17 protein-coding genes are annotated in these 17,760 nt (G+C 72.5%); 16 read left to right on the top strand and 1 reads right to left on the bottom strand.

All coding sequences use genetic code 11. The annotated features are described in order from the left end of the window. Positions 1-5: 5 nt before the first annotated feature. From FY030_RS09030 to FY030_RS08980, 11 genes are all read left to right on the top strand, one after another. Positions 6-3,341, top strand: a complete 3,336-nt coding sequence (locus FY030_RS09030; RefSeq protein ID WP_192498552.1) for a bifunctional [glutamine synthetase] adenylyltransferase/[glutamine synthetase]-adenylyl-L-tyrosine phosphorylase — start codon at positions 6-8, stop codon at positions 3,339-3,341. A 9-nt stretch (positions 3,342-3,350) separates the two neighbouring features. Then, positions 3,351-3,980, top strand: coding sequence for a hypothetical protein (locus FY030_RS09025; protein WP_158061213.1), 630 nt, complete (start codon positions 3,351-3,353; stop codon positions 3,978-3,980). Beyond that, complete coding sequence (locus FY030_RS09020; protein WP_192498551.1) at positions 3,977-4,705, top strand: HisA/HisF-related TIM barrel protein; 729 nt, start codon at positions 3,977-3,979, stop codon at positions 4,703-4,705. Before FY030_RS09025 ends, FY030_RS09020 begins: the two co-directional genes overlap by 4 nt. Beyond that, positions 4,702-5,505 (top strand): SseB family protein, encoded by an 804-nt coding sequence (locus FY030_RS09015; protein ID WP_158061211.1) that lies wholly within the window; start codon positions 4,702-4,704, stop codon positions 5,503-5,505. Before FY030_RS09020 ends, FY030_RS09015 begins: the two co-directional genes overlap by 4 nt. A 135-nt stretch (positions 5,506-5,640) precedes the next feature. Then, positions 5,641-6,624, top strand: coding sequence for a YihY/virulence factor BrkB family protein (locus tag FY030_RS09010; RefSeq protein WP_158061210.1), 984 nt, complete (start codon positions 5,641-5,643; stop codon positions 6,622-6,624). Positions 6,625-6,930: 306 nt separating this feature from the next. Further along, positions 6,931-7,257: a winged helix-turn-helix domain-containing protein gene (locus tag FY030_RS09005; protein WP_192498550.1), complete on the top strand. Its 327-nt coding sequence runs from the start codon at positions 6,931-6,933 to the stop codon at positions 7,255-7,257. A 110-nt stretch (positions 7,258-7,367) separates the two neighbouring features. Next, on the top strand, positions 7,368-8,009 hold the full coding sequence (locus FY030_RS09000) for a winged helix-turn-helix domain-containing protein (RefSeq protein ID WP_158061208.1): 642 nt from the start codon (positions 7,368-7,370) through the stop codon (positions 8,007-8,009). Positions 8,010-8,292: 283 nt separating this feature from the next. Beyond that, entirely contained in the window at positions 8,293-8,949 is a 657-nt protein-coding gene (gene infC / locus FY030_RS08995) for a translation initiation factor IF-3 (protein WP_158062745.1), read from the top strand. 83 nt (positions 8,950-9,032) lie between these two features. After that, positions 9,033-9,227: a 50S ribosomal protein L35 gene (rpmI, locus tag FY030_RS08990; RefSeq protein ID WP_158061207.1), complete on the top strand. Its 195-nt coding sequence runs from the start codon at positions 9,033-9,035 to the stop codon at positions 9,225-9,227. 62 nt (positions 9,228-9,289) lie between these two features. After that, positions 9,290-9,679 carry a 50S ribosomal protein L20 gene (rplT, locus tag FY030_RS08985; protein ID WP_158061206.1) on the top strand — a complete coding sequence of 130 codons (390 nt, stop codon included), beginning with the start codon at positions 9,290-9,292 and terminating at the stop codon, positions 9,677-9,679. A 42-nt stretch (positions 9,680-9,721) separates the two neighbouring features. After that, positions 9,722-10,600: a TrmH family RNA methyltransferase gene (locus FY030_RS08980; RefSeq protein ID WP_158061205.1), complete on the top strand. Its 879-nt coding sequence runs from the start codon at positions 9,722-9,724 to the stop codon at positions 10,598-10,600. 67 nt (positions 10,601-10,667) lie between these two features. Here the strand turns inward: FY030_RS08980 and FY030_RS08975 are convergent, their stop codons facing one another. Further along, on the bottom strand, positions 10,668-11,636 hold the full coding sequence (locus FY030_RS08975) for a DUF368 domain-containing protein (protein ID WP_158061204.1): 969 nt from the start codon (positions 11,634-11,636) through the stop codon (positions 10,668-10,670). Between the two features lie 72 nt (positions 11,637-11,708). On the opposite strand from FY030_RS08975, the gene pheS reads away from it, so the two are divergent. From pheS to FY030_RS08950, 5 genes are all read left to right on the top strand, one after another. Beyond that, positions 11,709-12,809 (top strand): phenylalanine--tRNA ligase subunit alpha, encoded by a 1,101-nt coding sequence (gene pheS, locus FY030_RS08970; RefSeq protein ID WP_158061203.1) that lies wholly within the window; start codon positions 11,709-11,711, stop codon positions 12,807-12,809. After that, on the top strand, positions 12,809-15,364 hold the full coding sequence (gene pheT, locus FY030_RS08965; protein WP_158061202.1) for a phenylalanine--tRNA ligase subunit beta: 2,556 nt from the start codon (positions 12,809-12,811) through the stop codon (positions 15,362-15,364). The genes pheS and pheT overlap by 1 nt, the downstream gene beginning before the upstream one ends. 41 nt (positions 15,365-15,405) lie before the next feature. Next, on the top strand, positions 15,406-16,203 hold the full coding sequence (locus tag FY030_RS08960) for an SDR family NAD(P)-dependent oxidoreductase (RefSeq protein ID WP_158061201.1): 798 nt from the start codon (positions 15,406-15,408) through the stop codon (positions 16,201-16,203). A 19-nt stretch (positions 16,204-16,222) separates the two neighbouring features. Then, positions 16,223-17,122, top strand: a complete 900-nt coding sequence (locus tag FY030_RS08955; protein ID WP_202879687.1) for a phosphotransferase family protein — start codon at positions 16,223-16,225, stop codon at positions 17,120-17,122. Between the two features lie 71 nt (positions 17,123-17,193). Then, positions 17,194-17,715 carry an arginine repressor gene (locus FY030_RS08950; RefSeq protein WP_158061199.1) on the top strand — a complete coding sequence of 174 codons (522 nt, stop codon included), beginning with the start codon at positions 17,194-17,196 and terminating at the stop codon, positions 17,713-17,715. Positions 17,716-17,760 lie beyond the last annotated feature (45 nt).

Here is a 17,760-nt window from a genome sequence, read left to right as displayed (position 1 = left end):
CAGCGGTGAGCCCTGCGACCCACGACTCGACGGCCCGGCGCCCCCGCGGGGGCAGGGACCAGGGCGACCCGGACCGGGTCGGGCAGGCAGTCTTGGCCCGGGCTGGCTTCAGCGACGGCCGTCGGGCGGCCACCTTGCTCGACGAGGTCGCCGAGCACCTTCGGGCTGCTCCCGGCTCCGAGGATCTGTCCGCCGCCCAGCTCGCCATCGAGCTGGGGACGACCGCCGACCCGGACGGGGCCCTGCTGGGGCTGGTCCGCCTGCTCGACCCCCGCAGCTCCGGGGCCGATGGTGACCGGTGCGACGAGCACGTCCGGCCCGTGGTGCTCGCCGGCGGCCAGGGGCGCCTGCGGCTGCTGGCCCTGCTGGGCGGGTCAGCGGCGCTCGGCGAGCACCTGCTGCGCCACCCCGCCCATGTCGCCGACGTCGCCGAGCCGCTTGCCCCCGAAGCCCGGGATGTCGTCGAGGCCGTCCAGGGTCTGCGCGGAGACAGCCCGGAAGGCCCGGATGCCCTGCGGATCGCCTACCGTCGCCAGCTGCTGCGCATCGCCTGCGCCGATCTGACCAGCGAGGACCCGGTGGCCCTCATGCCGGCCGTGTCCGGCGCCCTAGCCGACCTGGCCTCGGCCGCGCTGCAAGGCGCGGTGCTGCTGGCCCGGGCTGAGACCCCGGGGGAGGAGGGGGTCGACTTCACGGTCATCGGGATGGGCAAGACCGGCGGGCGGGAGCTGAACTACATCAGCGACGTGGACGTGATCTTCCTCGCCGCGCCCCGTCAGGGCACCGCCGAGGAGGAGGTCACCCAGGTCGGCACCAGCCTGGCCAGTGCCGTGATGCGCATCTGCGGGCAGTCCACCGACGAGGGCACGCTGTGGCAGGTGGATGCTGCCCTGCGCCCCGAGGGCCAGCGGGGGCCTCTCATCCGCTCGCTGCGCTCCCACAAGGAGTACTACGAGCGGTGGGCCAAGACCTGGGAGTTCCAGGCCCTGCTCAAGGCCCGGGTGGTCGCCGGTGACCCCGGCCCGGGCAAGGCGTGGCTGGAGATGGTTACCCCTTTGGTCTGGGAGGCCGCCGGACGGGAGAACTTCGTCGAGGACGTCCAGGCGATGCGACGACGCGTCGAGCAGCACGTGAAGAAGCAGGAGGCTGACCGACAGCTCAAGCTGGGTCCGGGCGGGCTGCGCGACATCGAGTTCAGCGTCCAGCTGCTGCAGCTGGTCCACGGGCGCACCGACGAGACCCTGCGCTCCGGCAGCACGCTGGAGGCGCTCCGGGCCCTGACCGACGGCGGGTACGTCGGGCGCGACGACCTGAAGGTGCTCGACCCGGCATACCGGTTGCTGCGCACCCTGGAGCACCGGGTCCAGCTGCACCGGATGCGCCGCACGCACCTGATGCCCACCGCGGAAGCCGACCTGCGCCGCCTGGGCCGCTCGCTGGGGGAGCGCGGAGAGGCCGACCGGGCCGTCCTGGCGAGGTGGCGCTCGGTCCAGCGGGACGTCCGCCGGTTGCACGAGCGCCTCTTCTACCGGCCGCTGCTGTCCGCGGTGGCCCGGTTGTCCACAGACGAGGCCACGCTGTCACCGGAGGCTGCCCGGGTACGGCTGGCGGCGTTGGGCTTCCAAGACCCGGCCGGTGCCATGCAGCACCTCGTCTCGCTCACTGAGGGCGTAAGCCGGCGGGCCACCATCCAGCGGCACCTGCTGCCGGTCATGCTGTCCTGGTTCGCCGACGGCGCCGACCCGGACTCCGGGTTGCTCGCCTTCCGGAGGATCAGCGACAAGCTGGGCACCACCCACTGGTACCTCGGCATGCTGCGGGACGAGGGGACGGCCGCCCAGCGCCTGGCCCGCGTCCTCTCCTCCAGCCGGTATGCCGTGGACCTGCTCATCCGCAGCCCGGAGACGGTCGCCCTGCTCGGCGACGAGGGTGCCTTCGTCGCACCCGACAAGAACACCGTCCTGGCGCGGATGACCACGGCGGCCAGGCGTCGCGCCACCCCCGAGGAGGCCTTCGCGGCGCTCCGCTCGGTGCGGGCTCGCGAGCTGGTGCGGATCGTCCTGGGCGACGTCACCGCGGGCTGGGCCGGCGAGACCGTGCGGTCCGCCCTCAGCGACCTCACCGAGGCCTACCTCGACGTCGCCCTGGAGGTCGCCCAACGCGGGGTGCTGGAGCGTAGGGGCGAGGACGCTGCGACGAGGATGCTGGTGGTGGGGATGGGTCGGCTAGGGGGCCGTGAGGTCGGCTACGCCAGCGACGCCGATGTGCTGTTCGTCCACGACCCACTACCCGGTGCCGACCCCGAGGTGGCCGGGGCGCAGGCGACCGAGATCGTCAGCGGGCTGCGCCAGGGTCTGGCCGGCGCCGGTCCCGACCCGGTGCTGGAGCTGGACGCCAGCCTGCGCCCCGAGGGCAAGGGCGGCCCGATCGTGCGCAGCTTGGAGGGCTACCGCAGCTACTACGAACGTTGGTCGGCGGGGTGGGAGTCGCAGGCCCTGCTGCGAGCGCGACCGGTGGCCGGGGACCCTGAACTGGGGGAGCGCTTCGTCGACCTTATCGAGCCGCTGCGCTGGCCAGAGGATGGGATCAGTGGGGCCGCGGTGCGGGAGATCCGCAAGCTCAAGGCACGGATGGAGGCCGAACGGCTGCCCCGGGGCGCAGACCCGCGAACCCACCTGAAGCTGGGGCTCGGGGGGCTCTCGGACGTCGAGTGGGTCATCCAGCTGCTTCAGCTCCAGCACGCCCACGCGCACCCGGGGTTGCGCACGCCCGGCACGGTCGAGGCACTGCAGGCGGCGGCGGAGGCCGGGCTGATGTCACGGCAGGACGCGGGCCAGCTGCTCGACGCCTGGCGGATGGCCTCCCAGCTGCGGGACGCGGGCATCGTGTGGCGGGGTCGACCGGTGGACAGCGTGCCCAGCGACGCACGCGACGCCGAGGGCATGGCGCGGGTGATGCTGCACGAGGCCGGCCGTGGGGGCGAGCTGGCCCAGGACTGGCGACGGGTGGCGCGGCGCGCCCGGGTGGTCGTCGAGCGGCTCTTCTATGGTGACCGGCCACCCAGGGTCGGTGCGTCGGCGGAGACCGGGTCTCATCAACCCCCGCGCAGATTTGGCGCCACCCGGCCGGCTGACACCCGCGGGGGCGGGGGTGGGTTCGGTCGGCCTCAGACCCCCACCGGGCGGCCCCACGCGGCCCCCTTCGGCACCGGCGCCTTCGGGCGCCCCCGCCCGCCCGGCCCGACCACCCGTCGCCCCGGGGTGGAGAACCCGCTGACGCCCGAGGAGGACCAGGATCCTGACCGGCGCGGCCGTCCTGGAGGGGCCCCGGACGATCCGTAGGATGGCCCGGTGACCCGCTCCGACCCCTCGCAGGCAGCCCTCGTCCTGGCCGCCGGCCCTCGGCGCGAGGTGGACTCCTGGGTCGCCGGCGGTGTGGTCCCCGTGACCGTCGCGCCGCTGGCGGGTTGGGTCGGCGTGGTGGCCCGCGGGCCGTCGCGGACCGGTGAGCCCTACGACGACGGCGCGTTGTTGCTGGCCGCGCGGGCGCTGGGGCCCAAGGCGGGACCGGGGCTGGGGTTCTTCGAGATCGACGGCCGTGCGGTCATCACCGTGCATCCCCCGGGTCGGCGCAGGGTGCTGCGCTGGGTGGTATGGGAGCCGGACGTGGGCCTGCTGCGGCCGCCGGGGCTGGAACTGGCCGGCCCCGCCGAGATGGTGTCTCTGGCCGGCGCCGCACCGCGTGTGCGCGATGAGCTGGTGGAGCTGCTGCACGAGACCCGGGTGCGGCCCGCGCGGATGCTGATGGCCGTGATGGCCACCCTTGACCTGCCCGGCACCCGTCTCCTGGAGCACCCCGACCACGTGGACTCCCTGCCCGGCGCAACCGATCGCGAGCCCGACCGGCGCCAGGTCGGGTGGTTCGAGGACGCGGTCCGGGACTCGGTGCGGCTGCGGCGCGAGCTGGGTGGCCTCCCGTGACCCCAGTTGCCGCCGGCCCGCCGCTGACCCTGCTGCCGGCGGTGGACGTCGCCGCAGGCCGGGCCGTCCAGGTGGTCGACGGCGGGATCGACGACCCGTACCGGGTGGCGATGGGCTGGGTCGAGCGGGGTGCGCAGTGGATCCACCTGGTCGACCTGGACCGGGCCTTCGGGCGGGGGGACAACGCGGACCAGCTCGGCACGCTGGCCGCGCGTCTCCCGGTGCCGGTCCAGCTCTCCGGGGGGTTGGGCACGGCGTCGAGCATCGACTGGGCTGCGGGGACGCAGGCCGCACGACTGGTGCTGGCCAGCTCCACCCTCGGCGACGTCGACCTGCTCACCAGCGTGGTCGCGCGCCACGGGCGCGACCGGGTCGTCGCCGCCGTCGACGTGCGGCAGGGGCGGGTGGTCAGCCGGGGGACCCGGGTGGACCTGGGCCCCGCCCAGGAGTTCCTCCCCGGCCACCCGGTGCTGGGGTTGACCTCACGGCTTCTCGTGGCTGACGCTGCCCGCGACGGATCACGCAGGGGCAGCGACGTCACCCTCTTCGCCGAGATCGCCGCGCTCGGCACCTCCCGGGTCATTGCCTCCGGAGGCATCGCGCAGCTCGCCGACCTGCGCGCTCTGCGGGCCCTGACCGGCCAGGGGGTCACCGAGGCGGTCCTGGGGGCTGCCCTTTACCACGACGAGTTCACTCTTGAGCAGGCCCTGGAGGTATGCCGATGACCCACCCGACCAGCGAGGATCCCCACCCGAGCGGCGAGGCGCGGCACCGCTTCACCGGGCACGAGCCGGCGGCTGGTCACGACACCGCCGGCGTCCCGTGGGCAGGGCGCACCCTGACCGGCACCGGGTTCGATGCCGACACCGGCGCCGCCGATGCGCGACTGGCGCACCTGCTGGTGACCCCGGCCGCCGAGCGCGACGAGCAGGAACTGGTGGCCGCGGTGGCCGAGGCCCGCCTCATCGTCCCGGTCGTGGCGGTCCCCAGTGAGATCGACGATTCCTCGGGCATTCCGGTCGACGCGGTGAGCGACATGGCCTCGGTCACGCTTGTCGCGCCCGACGGCCAGCGTGCGTTGCCTGCCTTCACCTCGACTGCGGCCCTCGCGGCGTGGAACGCCGAGGCCCGGCCGGTGCCGGTGAGCGCCCAACGGGCCGCGCTGGCGGCGGTGCAGGAGGGGTGCGAGGTCATCCCGCTGGACCTGCCGGCCCCTCCTGGCCCCGCGGCATACACCTTGCGCCCCTCGATGGTGTGGGCCCTGGCGATGGGCCGGGTCTGGTCGCCTGCCCACCAGGACCCGAAGGTGGTGGCCGCGGTGGCGGCCGCGGTGGCGGACGAGCCGGCCGTCGTGGGCCACGAGCTCGCCGACGGGGAAGGGGGCCAGCTGGAAGTTCGGCTGCGACTGACGCCCGGTCTGACCCAGAGCCAGGTGCAGTCCCTGGTCGCGGTGATCGGTGAGCGGCTGGCGGATGACCAGGACACCCGCACCCGCATCGACGCGCTGGGGTTCCGGTTGCGCTGACGTGTGCACTCGACACGGGGTCTGCATCAGCAGCGCGGACTGGGGCGTGCTGAGGGGTCACCCCACGCGGCCGCGGTGGAGCTGGCGCGCCGGTCCAGATGTGTGTTACCCACCTGACCGGGTGAGACTGGGGGCATGGCGCAGATGGATCAGCACGGCTCGCCGTCTGGGGTGGAGGGCGCCGGTGCGGTCGCGCCGCGGCAGATCCCGCTGCGGGGGTGGCTGCTCATCGTGCGTCGGGTGGTCCGGCGGATAGCTGAGGACAAGTTTCCTCTGTACAGCGCAGGTGTCGCCTTCTTCGCCGTGCTGTCCGTGGCACCGGTGCTGCTGACGGCGTTGTCGGTGTACGGCGCCATCAACACCCCGGCCCAGGCCCTCGATCACCTCTCCGGGCTCGTGGCGCTCATGCCTCCGGCCGTCGGTGAGATCCTCGCCGATCAGCTGGTGTCCATCACCGAAGCGTCGACCCAGCTGCTCACGGTCCGCGGCCTACTGGCGCTAGCGGTCGCCCTCGGCACAGCGATGACGGCAATGACGTTCCTCATCGACGCACTGACGGTGGCCTACCGCGAGCAGGAGACCCGGGGGGCGCTGCACCGCAGCGCGCTGGCCCTGGCGTTCGTCCTCGGCGGCGCTCTGGTCCTCGGGGCGGTGATTACCGCCAGCGCCTTGGTCTCGCGCGTCCTGCCCGAGGCACCGGCCTGGGTGCGGGCACCGGCCCTGGCCGGGGTCTGGATCGGGCTCGCCGCGCTGGTGGCGCTCGGACTGGCGGTCCTGTACCGGCTCGCCCCCGGCAGGCGGGGCCGGGCACGGTGGCGCTGGATCAGCGGGGGCGCGACTGTCACGGCCGCCCTGTGGCTGGCGGCCTCGGCCGGTCTCTTCTTCTATGTGCAGAACTTCGGCACCTACGAACGCACCTACGGCTCGCTGGCAGGGGTGGCGATCAGCATGTTCTGGCTCTGGTTCACCGTCCTGCTGATCATCCTCGGGGCAGCGTTCAACGCAGAGACCGAGCGGCAGACAGCCCGCGACTCGACCGCCGGGCCCGAGCGCCCGCCCGGGCAGCGCGGTGCCGTGGTCGCCGACGACATCCCGCCGCACCAGGAGGAGTCGAGCTGATGTCAGCGGCTGTCAGGTATGCGGCGGCAGATGAGGGGAAAGGCGGCCACCGGTGATGACTGGTCCGACAGAGGGTCTCGGCAGCGTCCCGGACGCGCTGGTGCTGGTCGCGTCACCGGCGCTCGCAGGTTCGCTGCGACGCGTGCAGGAGAGCGGATGGGTGGGGCCGGTGGTCGTGGTGGGCGATGCGGCCGAGGCGACTGAACTCGCCCGTGCGCTGAAGGCGGACCCGTCCCAGCCGGGCCCGTCCAGGGCGCAGACTCGTGGCCAGGTTGCCGCGTCATCGGGGGTGGTCGACGGGAGCTCGTGCTGGACCCCGACCGTCAGCTGGTGCTCAGCGGTGGCCGACGAGCCCACCTGACGCCGCTGGAGTACGACGTGCTCCACGCGCTGCTGGTCGAGCCCGGCCGGGTCCGCGACTACGCCGAGCTCACCGAGCAGGTCTGGGGGACGCGCCACGTGGGTGAGGCCGCGCAGGTGCACTCGGTGGTCAAGAGGGTCCGGCGCAAGCTGGACCGGATTGCCAGCCCGGTGCAGGTGCAGGTGGTCCACGGAGTCGGTTTCCGGGCGGTGGTCCAGCCCGTCGCCGCCCCGACCGACGAGAGCGGTCACGATCAGGTCAAGGGACAGTAAGGACTTGGTCAAGATCCTTGTGCCCCAGGTCAGGGGCTCATAGGTTCGCAGGAGCTGCACCGACAACGCATGGGTCAGCGCTGGTCACGGCCTCGGGAGGTACTTCGACAATGGTGGCTCAGGCCGGTCCGCTGGGTGACCGGACAGGGGTGCCGGTGGTCCCTCAGGAGCAGCCGGCCGAGGTGGCCCTCATTGTGGTGCTCTCACCCACGACCGTCGCACACGTCGGCCAGATCGCCCAGGCCGGGTGGGACGGCCCGGTCCTGGCGGTCGGCTCGGTCGAGGAGGCCCGGGCCCTGCTGGAGAACTCGTGGCCCCCGGCAGGGGAGCGGCGCACGCCATACCGGCCCGCCCGCCCCCAGCTCTCGCCGGCCCCCGAGACACCCGATCGAGCTGGGCTCAGCCTTGACCCCGACCGGCGCAAGGTGGTGCACCACGGGCACGAGTGCACCCTCACCCCGCTGGAGTTCGGGGTGCTGGAGGTGCTCATGCAACGCCCTGGGCAGATCCAGCGCTTCGCCGAGTTGACCCGCCTGGTGTGGGGCACCACCTTCACCGGGGACTCGGCCCACCTGCACGCGGTGGTGCGCCGGCTGCGCCGCAAGTTGGAGGGCGTGCGGGCCCCCGTGGAGCTGGTGGCCGTCCGCGGGGTCGGTTTCCGCCTCAGCGGCGTGGTTCCGGTCGACGATCCTCGGACGAGGCGGTCCGGCGTGGGTGACGTGCCGTGGGCGGGGTCGGTTGCCTCGCCGTGAGCGTGCCGGGGTGCGCGTCTATGTCTGCTAAGATGGTGGATCGACCAGTTGGGTGCGTACCGCGCCCGACGTGCAAGAGGGGCCCTGCCCCCACCCGCGTCGACCTCAGGGTCGCCGGGTCCCCGGTCCGGACCTGACCGTATCGAGCGGGCGGGTCCGCAACGAGCAGGACGTCGTGCGCAGCACGACGACCTGAATCGTGGACCGACAGGCCTCTTGCGCACCCAGTGCCAGGAGGCTTTCCTGGTGTCTGGGGTCTTCGACACGACGAAGGAGCACGCACATCAGCGAACCTCGCATCAACGACCGCATCCGGGTGCCGGAAGTGCGGTTGGTGGGCCCCAACGGGGAACAGGTCGGCATCGTGCGCGTCGAGGACGCGCTGCGACTGGCGGCCGAGGCCGACCTCGACCTGGTCGAGGTCGCCCCTCAGGCGCGTCCGCCGGTCGCCAAGCTCATGGACTTCGGCAAGTACAAGTACGAAGCCGCCATGAAGGCCCGGGAGTCCCGCAAGAACCAGATCAACACGATCATCAAGGAGATCAAGCTCCGCCCCAAGATCGACAAGCACGACTACGAGACCAAGAAGGGTCACGTCGTGCGGTTCCTCAAGGGTGGCGACAAGGTCAAGGTGACGATCATGTTCCGCGGTCGCGAGCAGTCGCGGCCCGAGCTGGGTTTCCGGCTGCTGCAGCGGCTGGCCGAGGATGTTGCCGAGCTGGGCTTCGTGGAAAGCCAGCCCAAGCAGGACGGTCGCAACATGGTGATGGTCCTGGGGCCGAGCAAGAAGAAGACCGCGGTGCGCCAGGAGAAGCGGCGTGACGCCGAGCGCGAAGCGCAGGATGGCTCGGACAGCTCGTCGGACGCCTCCGACGACACCACCGTGGAGACCGCCGCCGAGACCGCTCCGGAGACCACTCAGGAGACCACGGACGCCTGAGGCTGCGGCCCGCCCCAGCCTCACCCCATTCCCCCCTGTTCACGCCCGCACGTCCGCGGCGCAACGACGAAGGAGACCGGCTCATGCCGAAGATGAAGACCCACAGCGGTGCCAAGAAGCGCTTCCGCGTCACGGGCAAGGGCAAGATCATGCACCAGCGTGCCCGGCACGTGCACAAGTTCCAGGAGCGCCGCGCCTCGCAGGCCCGTCGCCTGGTCAACGACAAGGAGGTCGCGCCCAGCGACGTCCGCCGGGTGAAGAAGATGCTCGGCCTCTGAAGGCCCGGCTCACCACACCCTTTCCCCTTCTTTCCCCGAGAACCTAGTCAAGGAGTACTCACGTGGCACGCGTGAAGCGGGCGGTCAACGCCCACAAGAAGCGCCGGGTCGTTCTGGAGCGCGCCAGCGGTTACCGCGGCCAGCGCAGCCGGCTCTACCGCAAGGCCAAGGAGCAGGTCACCCACTCGCTGGTCTACAGCTACAACGACCGGCGCAAGCGCAAGGGTGACTTCCGTCGCCTCTGGATCCAGCGGATCAACGCCGGCGCCCGCGCCAACGGCATGACCTATAACCGGTTCATCCAGGGCCTGAAGGTCGCCGGTATCGAGGTCGACCGCCGCATGCTGGCCGAGCTCGCGGTGCACGATGAGGCCGCCTTCGCCGCGCTCGTCGAGCTGGCCCGCGTGAACGTCCCGGCCACCGAGGACGCTCAGGCCGGCTCCGCGGCCTGAGCCGCGGGGTCCCGTAGCCCTTCTCGTCCGACGCCCCGGCGCATGACCGACCGACCCTTGGTGCTGAGCAACCCTCGCAGCGAGCGGGTCCGGCAGGTCGCTGCGCTGGGGCGTCGTGCTGCCCGGGAGCGTTCGGGCCGGTTCCTCGTCGAAGGCCCGCAGGCGGTGCGCGAGCTGCTGCGATATGCCCCGGAGGCCGTCGAGCAGGTGTACCTGACCGAGGCCGCAGCCCATCGACACCCGGGCCTCCTCCCCGACCGGGGACACGCTTCGCCCCCGACCGGCGACACGGTTCGCCCCCGACCGGCGACACGTCCCGCGCCCGACCGGGGACACGGGCCGCGCCTCGCGTGGTGCACGGAGCAGGTGATCTCGGCGATGGCTGACACGGGCGCCCCTCAGGGCGTGGTCGCGGTCGCGCAGAAGGTCGACGTGCCGCTGGCGCAGGCGCTGGACGCGGTGGGGGTGGCCGGCTTTGTGGTCGTCCTCACCCACGTCCGCGACCCCGGCAACGCCGGGACGGTCCTGCGGGGGGCCGACGCCTTCGGCGCTTCAGCGGTGCTGGTCAGCGACGCCTCGGTCGATGTGTACAACCCCAAGGTCGTCCGCGCGACCGTCGGCTCCCTGTTCCACCTGCCGGTGTCGGTGGGGACACCGGTGCCCGAGCTGCTCCGGGCCTGCCGGGAGCGGGGGATCCGGCTGCTGGCGGCCGACGGGGCGGGCGGGACCGCCCTGCCCGACGTCGACCTGGCCGGGGCGCACGCCTGGGTGATGGGCAACGAGGCCTGGGGGCTGGAGCCGGAGGTGCTCGCCCTGTGCGACGCAGCGGTTTCGATCCCCATCCAGCGGGCCGAGTCGCTCAACCTGGCGATGGCAGCCACGGTGTGCCTGCACGCCTCCGGCAGCGTGCGGGAGCAGTGAGGTCCGCTGGCCCAGGTGCCGCTAGGCGGGTGGGTCTCGAGCCGGGGTGCCGCTAACCGGGCGGCTGTCAGCGGGTGCGGGGTCCGGAGTGGGGTCCGGAGTCACGCGCGCCCTCGTCCGCCTCGTCGGCCTCCGCGACCTTCTCGGCGACCTCCAGCGCCTGCTGGTGCTCCTCGCCCCGGCGGCCCAGCCAGGCCAGGCCGAGCACCAGGGCGACACCCGCGAAGAACAGCGCCACCGGCAGACCGAGGTCGCCGCTGGGGGCCAGCATCGTCCGGTCCTCGTCCTGCCACGGCCACAGGGCCCGCACCGCGCCGGCGATGGTTCCGGTGACCACCACCAGCGTGGTCACGTGATGCTTCTCCAGCAGGTGCTGCAGGAGCCGGACGAACAGCGAGAGCCCCACCACCACCCCGGCGGCGAACACGCCGATGTAGACCCACTGCCGCTCGTTGAGGGCGGTGATCGTCGGGGTGTACAGACCGAGCGTCAGCAGCAGGAAGGATCCGGAGAGCCCGGGGAGTGCGAGTGCGCACACCGCGACCGAAGCCGCGAGGAAGACCAGCACGAGGTGGGTCGGCACCTGCTGAGGAGGGATGCCGACCAGGAAGAAGACGAGTGCCGCGACCACGGTCGCCAGCCCCACCCGCGGCCAGGTCCACGCCGGGCCGACCATGCCTGCCGGGACGGTGATGGCGGCCAGGCTCATGCCGAGGAAGAGGGCAAACGTCGGCACGGGGTGGTTCTCCACCAACGGGCCGAGCAGTCTGGCCCCGATGACCACCGCCGGGAGCATGCCCAGCAGGACGGGGATGACGACGTCCCAGCGGATCTGGGCGAACTCCCGTCGTGCTGCATCCCGGTCGCTGAGCAGCAGGCGGGCAGCCCCGACGAAGTGGCCGGCGGAGGTGATGAGCCGCTCATAGACCCCGACGATGAGCGCGACCGTGCCGCCACTGATGCCGGGGACCACCTCGGACAGCCCGATTGCCGCCCCGCGGGCAGCGTGCAGCGACGAGGTCAGGGGGGAGGGCATGGGACAAGGCTACGGTCTGCCCCGCCTAAACCCGGTCGTGGACACGGGAGCGGCATACATAGACTTGCGCAGGTGTCCGGTCCCAACAACAACTACGACCCCGTCGAGGTCGCTGCCCTCGCCCCGGAGGCGATCGAGGCCAACGTCGCCGACGCCCTGAGCGCCATCGCCGACGCAGGCTCCCTGGAGGAGCTCAAGGCCGCCCGACTGGCGCACGCCGGTGAGCGGTCACCGCTCGCCCTGGCCAACCGCGAGATCGGTGCTCTGCCGCCCAGTGCCAAGGCCGAGGCCGGCAAGCGGGTGGGTCAGGCCCGCGGAGGGGTGAACCAGGCCCTGGCCGCCCGGCAGGCCGAACTCGAGGCGGAGCGCGACGAGCGGATCCTCGTCGAGGAGGCCATCGATCTCACTTTGGCGCCATCCCGCCGGACCCTCGGGCGGCGCCACGTGCTCACCGTCACGGCCGAGCGGATGGCCGACGTGATGGTCGGCATGGGCTGGGAGATCGCCGAGGGCCCCGGGGTCGAGGCCGAGTGGTTCAACTTCGACGCGCTCAACTTCGACAAGGACCACCCGGCCCGGCAGATGCAGGACACCTTCTTCATCGACCCGGCCGACGCCGGGCTGGTGCTGCGCACCCACACCTCCCCGGTCCAGGCGCGCAGCCTGCTGGAGCGGGGGGCACCGCTCTACGTCGCGGTGCCGGGCAAGACCTTCCGTACCGACGAGCTGGACGCCACGCACACCCCGGTCTTCCACCAGATGGAAGGCCTGGCGATCGACGAGGGCCTGACCATGGCCCACCTCAAGGGCACCCTCGACCGGCTGGCCGAGGCGATGTTCGGCGAGGGGATCGTCAGCCGCCTGCGGCCCGCGTTCTTCCCGTTCACCGAGCCGAGCGCGGAGATGGACTTCCAGTGCTTCGTGTGCCGGGGGGAACCGAGTGCCGCGCAGTGTCGAACCTGTGGCGGCACCGGCTGGATCGAGTGGGGCGGCTGCGGCATGGTCCACCACAACGTCCTGCGCGCCTGCGGCATCGACCCGGAGCGCTACCAGGGCTTCGCCTTCGGGATGGGCGTGGAGCGGACCGCGATGTTCCGCCACGGCATCGCCGACATGCGCGAGCTGATCGAGGGAGACGTGCGCTTCAACGCGCAGTTCGGGATGGAGATCTGATGCGGGTTCCGGTCGACTGGCTGGGTGAGTATGTCGAGCTGCCGCCGGGGGTGACCGGCGAGCAGATCGCCGCCGACCTCGTCTCCGTCGGACTCGAGGAGGAAGGGCTGCACGGTGGTGACGTCACCGGGCCGCTCGTGGTCGGCCGGGTGCTGGAGAAGTACCCCGAGCCGCAGAAGAACGGCAAGACGATCAACTGGTGCCAGGTGGACGTCGCGGACGCGAATGACACCGGGGAGCCCCAGGGCATCGTCTGCGGCGCTGACAACTTCGAGGTCGGCGACCTCGTCGCGGTGGTCCTCCCCGGTGGGGTGCTGCCCGGAGACTTCCGGATCTCGGCGCGCAAGACCTACGGCCACGTCTCGGCGGGCATGATCTGCTCGGTGCGCGAGCTGGGCATCGGTGATGACCACGATGGCATCATCGTGCTGCCGCGCCTGCTCGGCGAGGGGCGCGTCGCCGAGCTCGGCCTAGAGCCCGGCGACAACCTGATCCCCGTCCTGGGCCTGGACCGCGAGGTCGTCGAGGTCAACGTCACGCCGGATCGCGGCTACTGCTTCTCGATCCGGGGCATCGCTCGGGAGTACTCCCACTCGACCGGCGCGGCATACCGCGACCCGGCCGACCTGCCGGTGGACCCCGCGGCGGACGGCGGGTATCCCGTGCAGCTCGCCGACCAGGCACCGCTGGACGGCGTGCCCGGTTGCGACCGCTACCTGGCTCGGGTCGTCCGGGGCATCGACCTGACCCGGCAGACGCCGGAGTGGCTGGCGCGTCGGCTCACCGAGGCCGGGATGCGCCCCATCGGGCTCGCCGTCGACGTGACGAACTACGTCATGCTCGCCCTTGGCCAGCCGCTGCACGCTTTCGACCTGGACACCCTCGAGCGCCCAATCGTCGTGCGCCGGGCCCGCGCGGGGGAGCGGCTGAAGACCCTCGACGACGTCGACCGCGGCCTCGACCCCGAGGACCTGCTCATCACCTGCGGGCCGGGCGGGGAGCGCATCCTGGCCCTCGCCGGCGTCATGGGCGGCGAGGACGGCGAGGTCACCCCCGGACAGACCACGGACGTGCTGATCGAGTCCGCCCACTTCGACCAGCGCTCGGTGGCCCGGACCGCGCGCCGGCACAAGTTGTCCAGCGAGGCGGCGAAGCGGTTCGAGCGCGGGGTCGACCCCGACGTCACCGCCGCGGCGGCCCAGATGGCCGTCAACTTGCTCGTCGAGCACGGCGGCGGCATCGCGGACCCCGCGATCACCGACGCCGACGAGCGCGCGGCGACCACGCTGCCGGCGATCGACCTGGACCTCTCGCTGCCCAGCGCCTACGTCGGCGTCGACTACCCGCGCGAGCGGGTCGTGGAGATCCTGCAGATGATCGGGTGCCGCGTCGAGAAGCCGGACGCGTCGCAGGCCTACCTCCCGGTGCGTGTCACGCCGCCCACCTGGCGGCCTGACCTCACCGACGCCCCGACCCTGGTGGAGGAAGTGGCGCGGATCGACGGCTACGACAAGATCCCGTCGGTCGTGCCGCGTGCTACCGGGGGCCGAGGCCTCACCCACGCCCAGCGCAGCCGCCACGCCGTGGCCTACGGCCTCGCGGGTCAGGGGCTGCACGAGGTGCTGACCTACCCGTTCGTCGGCGAGAGCCGGTTCGACGAGTTGGGACTGGCCGCGGACGACCCGCGCCGCGCCGCCCTGAGGCTGGCCAACCCGCTGTCGGACGAGGCGCCCCTCATGCGCACCGAGCTGCTGCAGACCCTGCCGGACACCCTGCGACGCAACATCTCCCGCGGCTCGCGGGACGTGGCGCTGTTCGAGATCGACACGGTCACCCTGCCCGACCATACGGCCCAGGCCCCGGTGCCGGGCGTGGGCGCCCGACCCTCCGACGAGGTGCTCGAGCGCATTCGCGGCGCGGTCCCGTCCCAGCCGCTGCACGTCGCGATCGTCGCGGCCGGCCAGGTCGAGCGAGCCGGCTGGTGGGGCCAGGGCAGGCCCCTGGATGTCACCGACATCGTGGGGTGGGGGCACGCGGTCGCCGACACCCTGGGCGTCCCCGTGCAGCGGGTGCAGACCGAGCGTGCGCCCTTCCACCCGGGACGGTGCGTGGAGCTCACGCTGGCTGACGGCACCCCCGTCGGGTGGGCGGGCGAGCTCCACCCCAAGGTGCTGCAGCGCCTGGGTTTGCCGGAGCGGACCTGCGCGGCCGAGCTCGACCTGGAGGTGCTGGTCACGGCCAGCGAACAACCCGGACAGGCCGGCGCGCTGTCCACCCACCCCGTCGCCGGGTCGGACGTCGCCCTGGTGGTCCCCCGCACCGTCTCCTACGCCGATGTGGAGGCCACGTTGCGCATGGGCGCGGGCGACCTGCTGGAGAGCATCGCGCTGTTCGACGTCTACGTCGGTGACCAGATCGAGGACGACCAGCAGTCGCTGGCCTTTCGGATGACCTTCCGCGCCCCGGACCGGACGCTGACCACCGAGGAGGTCAACGCGGCGCGCGATGCGGCGGTGGCCCGCGCGACGCGGGAGCTCGGCGCAGTCCAGCGCTGAGGCGCCCCTGGCACCGCAGCGCGCCTCAGTAGGCTGGAGCCATGACTTCCGATCGAGCTCCTGACCGTGTCGCCGTCATCACCGGAGCCTCCCGGGGGATCGGTGCCCACCTGACCCGCGCCCTGCTCGGGGCCGGCTGGCACGTCGCCGGCCTCTCCCGTTCGGGCGGCACACCGGAGGGCGTGGAGGGCCAGCCGTTCGAGTCGTTCACCTGCGACGTCACCGACGAGCAGGCGGTCGAGGCCACCGTGGCCAGGGTCGTGGAGCGGCACGGACGCATTGACCTGCTCGTCAACAACGCCGGCGCGATCGAGCCGGAGGTGCCGCTGTGGGAGGCGGACGTCGAGACCTGGTGGCGGGTGATGGTCATCAACGTGCGCGGCCCCTTCCTGCTGACCCGAGCGGTCGTGCCGCACATGATCGGTGCCGGGGGAGGACGCGTGATCAACCTCAACTCCGGCTCCGGCACCAGGGAGAGCGCCTTGCTCACGGCCTACCACGCCTCCAAGTCCGCGCTGGCCCGGCTGACCGGCGGCACCGCCCTGGCTGGAGCCGAGCACGGGGTGCTCGCCTTCGACCTGGCCCCGGGCGTGATCGAGTCGGACATGACGCATTCCATGGAGCTGCACCGCGGCCGCACCGAATGGACCGACCCCGAGGACCTCAAGGCGCTGGCGCTGGCTATCGCCGACGGTGAGCTCGACGGGTTCAACGGTCGCTTCGTCCGGGCCGGGACCGATGACCTCGACACCCTGCGCGAGCGGTCGAGGTCAGGCCTGGCCGAGGGGGCCCGCATGCTACGCCTGCGCCCCTGGGGCAATGATGACCCCGTGAGCTGATCCTGTGTATGGCGTCCGGTTGGCTTGGGAGGAGCTACCCCGGGAGGTCCGCTCCTGGGTGGGCGAGGTCCTGGGCGAGCCGGTGGTGGGCGCGGCCTCCCAGCCCGGCGGCTTCTCCCCTGGCACCGCGGACCGGGTCATCACCGCGTCAGGACGCCGCGCATTCGTCAAGGGGGTGAGCCCGGCCCAGAACCCGGGCACCCCGGACCTGCACCGGCGGGAGGCCGAGGTGCTGCGCAGCCTGGTCGACGTGCCCGAGGTGCCGCAGCTGCTCGCGTCCTACGATGACGGCGAGTGGGTCGCCCTCGTCGTCGAGGATGTCGAGGGCCGGCATCCACAGCTGCCCTGGACGGAGGAGGAGCTGCGGGCCAGCCTCGCCGCGCTGGGCGACCTGGCACGCCGCCCGGCGCCCGCCACCTGGCCGGCGCTGCACGAGGAGCTGGTGGGGGAGTTCGGGGCGCTGGCCCGGCTGCGTGACTCCGGCACCCAGGGAGTGCCCCCCTGGGTCGCGGCCCGCCTCGACGACCTGGTGGGGCTTTGTGCACAGACCCTGCCGCGGCTGGCGGGGGAGTCGGTCGCCCACACGGACATGCGCGCTGACAACCTGTTGGTCACCCCAGCGGGCACGGTGCGTGTGGTCGACTGGCCCTGGGCGTCGCGGGGCGCAGCCTGGGCCGATGCCGTCATGCTCCTCGTCAACGTGCGGTGGGGAGGGGACCTGGACGTGCGTCCGCACCTGCCCGTCCTGCACGAGCTCGGCGCGGAGCCGGAGGACGTCCTTGGCCTCATCGCCGCGTTGGGTGGGTCCTTCATCGAGGCCGCAGCGAAGCCACCGGCGCCGGGGCTGCCGACGCTCCGAGCCTTCCAGCGGAAGCATGGGCAAGCCTGTGTCGCCCTCCTGGAGGAGCTGGGGGCCTGAGACCTGGCAAAGGGCCGCGCCGTCGGAGCGGACTCCGCATAGTCATGCAGCCCTAGGTATAGTCCTGCAGCATGAGTTCCATCCCGACGACGCGCGGAGCGCGGCACCAGCGGATCGCCGACCTGCTCGAACGTCACCCGGTGGGCTCGCAGGGGCAGCTGCTGGACCTCTTGGCCCGGGACGGCATCATCGTCACCCAGGCCACCCTGTCCCGCGACCTGGTCGACCTGGAGGCCGTCAAGGTCCGGCGGGGGCGCCAGCTCGTGTATGCCGTCCCCGGCCAGGGGGGAGACCTCACGCCGCGACCGGCGCAGGACTCCGGGGAGATCAGCGCCCGGCTTGCCCGGTTGTGCCAGGAGCTGCTGGTCAGCGCCCGGGCGGTGGGCAACCAGGTCGTGCTGCGCACGCCACCGGGGGCCGCGCAGTTCCTCGCCTCGGCCATCGACCGCAGCGACGCCCACGACATCCTGGGCACCATCGCCGGCGACGACACGATCCTGGTGATCACCACCGACCCGGCCGGGGGTCCCGAGACCGCCCAGCGGCTGCTGGACCTGGCCGACGACGGCACGGGCGAGCGCGACCCGGGCTGAGCGGGCGACACCGCGCCACACGGACCGGAGACCTGGCCGCCCACG

Source organism: Ornithinimicrobium pratense (assembly GCF_008843165.1).
Classification (GTDB): Bacteria; Actinomycetota; Actinomycetes; order Actinomycetales; family Dermatophilaceae; genus Ornithinicoccus; species Ornithinicoccus pratensis.
Note: the sequence above shows the minus strand (reverse complement) of the source record. Positions and strands in the feature narration are given on the sequence as shown.